At 49.3% G+C, this 3,071-nt stretch carries 2 rRNA genes; both read right to left on the bottom strand.

Annotated elements, in window-relative coordinates:
- A 23S ribosomal RNA gene (locus I4U58_RS13260) occupies positions 1-1,339 on the bottom strand; the annotation flags it as partial.
- 173 nt (positions 1,340-1,512) lie between these two features.
- A 16S ribosomal RNA gene (locus I4U58_RS13255) occupies positions 1,513-3,016 on the bottom strand.
- Between the last annotated feature and the right edge of the window lie 55 nt (positions 3,017-3,071).

The raw sequence follows: 3,071 nt of genomic DNA, 5'->3' as shown, positions 1-3,071 counted from the left end.
GAAACCTTGGGTTTACGGCCTGTGGGATTCTCACCCACATCTCGCTACTCATGCCAACATTCTCACTTCTATACAGTCCACATGTCCTTACGGTCATGCTTCAACCCGTATAGAAAGCTCCCCTACCCATCATAATGATGCCGTAGCTTCGGTAGTAAGTTTTAGCCCCGGAAATTTTCGGCGCAGAATCACTCGACCAGTGAGCTATTACGCACTCTTTAAATGAGTGGCTGCTTCTAAGCCAACATCCTGGTTGTCTGTGCAATTCCACATCCTTTACCACTTAACTTACATTTAGGGACCTTAGCTGACGATCTGGGCTGTTGCCCTCTTGACTATGAATCTTATCACCCATAGTCTGACTCCCAAGCAAAAGAATACGGCATTCGGAGTTTGATAGTCTTCGGTAAGTGCAATACCCCCTAGGACATTCAGTGCTCTACCTCCGCTTCTCTAATCTTGAGGCTAGCCCTAAAGCTATTTCGGGGAGAACCAGCTATCTCCAGGCTCGATTGGAATTTCACCGCTATCCACAAGTCATCCCCGCACTTTTCAACGTACGTGGGTTCGGTCCTCCACGAAATTTTACTTTCGCTTCAACCTGCTCATGGATAGGTCGCCTGGTTTCGGGTCTACGTCGGGTAACTAGACGCCCATTTAAGACTCGCTTTCGCTACGGCTCCACACCTTAAGTGCTTAACCTTGCTACACAACGTAACTCGTTGGCCCGTTCTACAAAAAGTACGCAGTCACACAAGAAATGTGCTCCTACAGCTTGTAAGTGCAGGGTTTCAGGTTCTCTTTCACTCCCCTCCCGGGGTTCTTTTCACCTTTCCCTCACGGTACTATACGCTATCGGTCACTAGGTAGTATTTAGGCTTGGAGGATGGTCCCTCCTGCTTCCCACAGGGTTTCACGTGTCCCGTGGTACTCTGGATCATATCTAAAGTCTTCTCGTTTAAAGTACTGGGCTGTTACCATCTATGGCGGAGCTTTCCAACTCTCTTCCTCTACGATACCTCTTCGTTATGATATGTCCGCAACCCCAGCGAAGAAAACTTCACTGGTTTGGCCTGTTCCGCGTTCGCTCGCCGCTACTTACGGAATCGAATTTCTTTCTCTTCCTCCGGGTACTTAGATGTTTCAGTTCTCCGGGTTCCCCTCGCATGACTATGTATTCATCATACGATACTTAGACATTACTCTAAGTGAGTTTCCTCATTCGGAAATCTTCGGATCAAAGTTTACGTGCAACTCCCCGAAGCTTATCGCAGCTTATCACGTCCTTCATCGGCTCCTAGTGCCAAGGCATTCGCCCTGCACCCTTAATAACTTGACCAGTTATTAGAGTTCGGTATTGAGATAAATACCATTTTGATTTTTACGACTTATCTGTCATGATTTTTGAAACTTTTCTGTTCATATATAATGTCATATCACTAAATGTTATGCAATTTTCAAAGTACTAATTTAATGAACCCTCAAAATTAAACAGTAGGCAATTCTCCTTAGAAAGGAGGTGATCCAGCCGCACCTTCCGATACGGCTACCTTGTTACGACTTCACCCCAGTTATTGGTTTCACCTTCGACGACCGCTTCCTAAAAGGTTAGCTAGCCGGCTTCGGGCGCCCCCAACTCCCATGGTGTGACGGGCGGTGTGTACAAGACCCGGGAACGCATTCACCGCAGCATTCTGATCTGCGATTACTAGTAACTCCAGCTTCATGTAGGCGAGTTTCAGCCTACAATCCGAACTGAGAATGGCTTTAAGGGATTAGCTTGGCCTCACGACTTCGCTGCCCTCTGTACCACCCATTGTAGCACGTGTGTAGCCCTAAGCATAAGGGGCATGATGATTTGACGTCATCCCCACCTTCCTCCAGGTTATCCCTGGCAGTCCCTCTAGAGTGCCCAACTTAATGATGGCAACTAAAGGCAAGGGTTGCGCTCGTTGCGGGACTTAACCCAACATCTCACGACACGAGCTGACGACAACCATGCACCACCTGTCACTTCTGTCCCCGAAGGGAAAGATGCGATTAGGCATCGGTCAAAAGGATGTCAAGCTTAGGTAAGGTTCTTCGCGTTGCTTCGAATTAAACCACATGCTCCGCTACTTGTGCGGGTCCCCGTCAATTCCTTTGAGTTTCACTCTTGCGAGCGTACTCCCCAGGCGGAGTACTTAATGCGTTAGCTGCGCCACCGAAGGGGGTAACCTCCGACAGCTAGTACTCATCGTTTACGGCGTGGACTACCAGGGTATCTAATCCTGTTTGCTCCCCACGCTTTCGTGCCTCAGCGTCAGTTACAGTCCAGAGAGCCGCCTTCGCTACTGGTGTTCCTCCTAATATCTACGCATTTCACCGCTACACTAGGAATTCCACTCTCCTCTCCTGCACTCAAGTCCTCCAGTTTCAAGAGCTTACTACGGTTGAGCCGTAGCCTTTCACTCCTGACTTAAAAGACCGCCTACGCACCCTTTACGCCCAGTAAATCCGGATAACGCTAGCCCCCTACGTATTACCGCGGCTGCTGGCACGTAGTTAGCCGGGGCTTCCTCCTCAAGTACCGTCATTATCTTCCTTGAGGACAGAGCTTTACGACCCGAAGGCCTTCATCGCTCACGCGGCGTTGCTGCATCAGGCTTTCGCCCATTGTGCAATATTCCCCACTGCTGCCTCCCGTAGGAGTTTGGACCGTGTCTCAGTTCCAATGTGGCCGATCACCCTCTCAGGTCGGCTACTGATCGTCGCCTTGGTGAGCCATTACCTCACCAACTAGCTAATCAGACGCGGGTCCATCCTGTACCGCCGGAGCTTTGATAAGAAAAACATGCGAATTTCTTATGTTATCCCGTATTAGCATACCTTTCGGTATGTTATCCGTGTGTACAGGGCAGGTTACCCACGCGTTACTCACCCGTCCGCCGCTCTTCTCCGAAGAGAATCGCTCGACTTGCATGTGTTAGGCACGCCGCCAGCGTTCATCCTGAGCCAGGATCAAACTCTCAAATAAAAGTTGTTTACCTGCTCAGACTAATCATTATCTGAAATATCTGGCTTGGTTTGTT

The sequence above is a fragment of the Clostridium sp. 1001270J_160509_D11 genome, from assembly GCF_015667935.1.
Lineage (GTDB): Bacteria > Bacillota > Clostridia > Peptostreptococcales > Peptostreptococcaceae > Intestinibacter.
The sequence above is the reverse complement of the archived record's forward strand: the minus strand, read 5'-3'. Positions and strand labels throughout refer to the sequence as shown.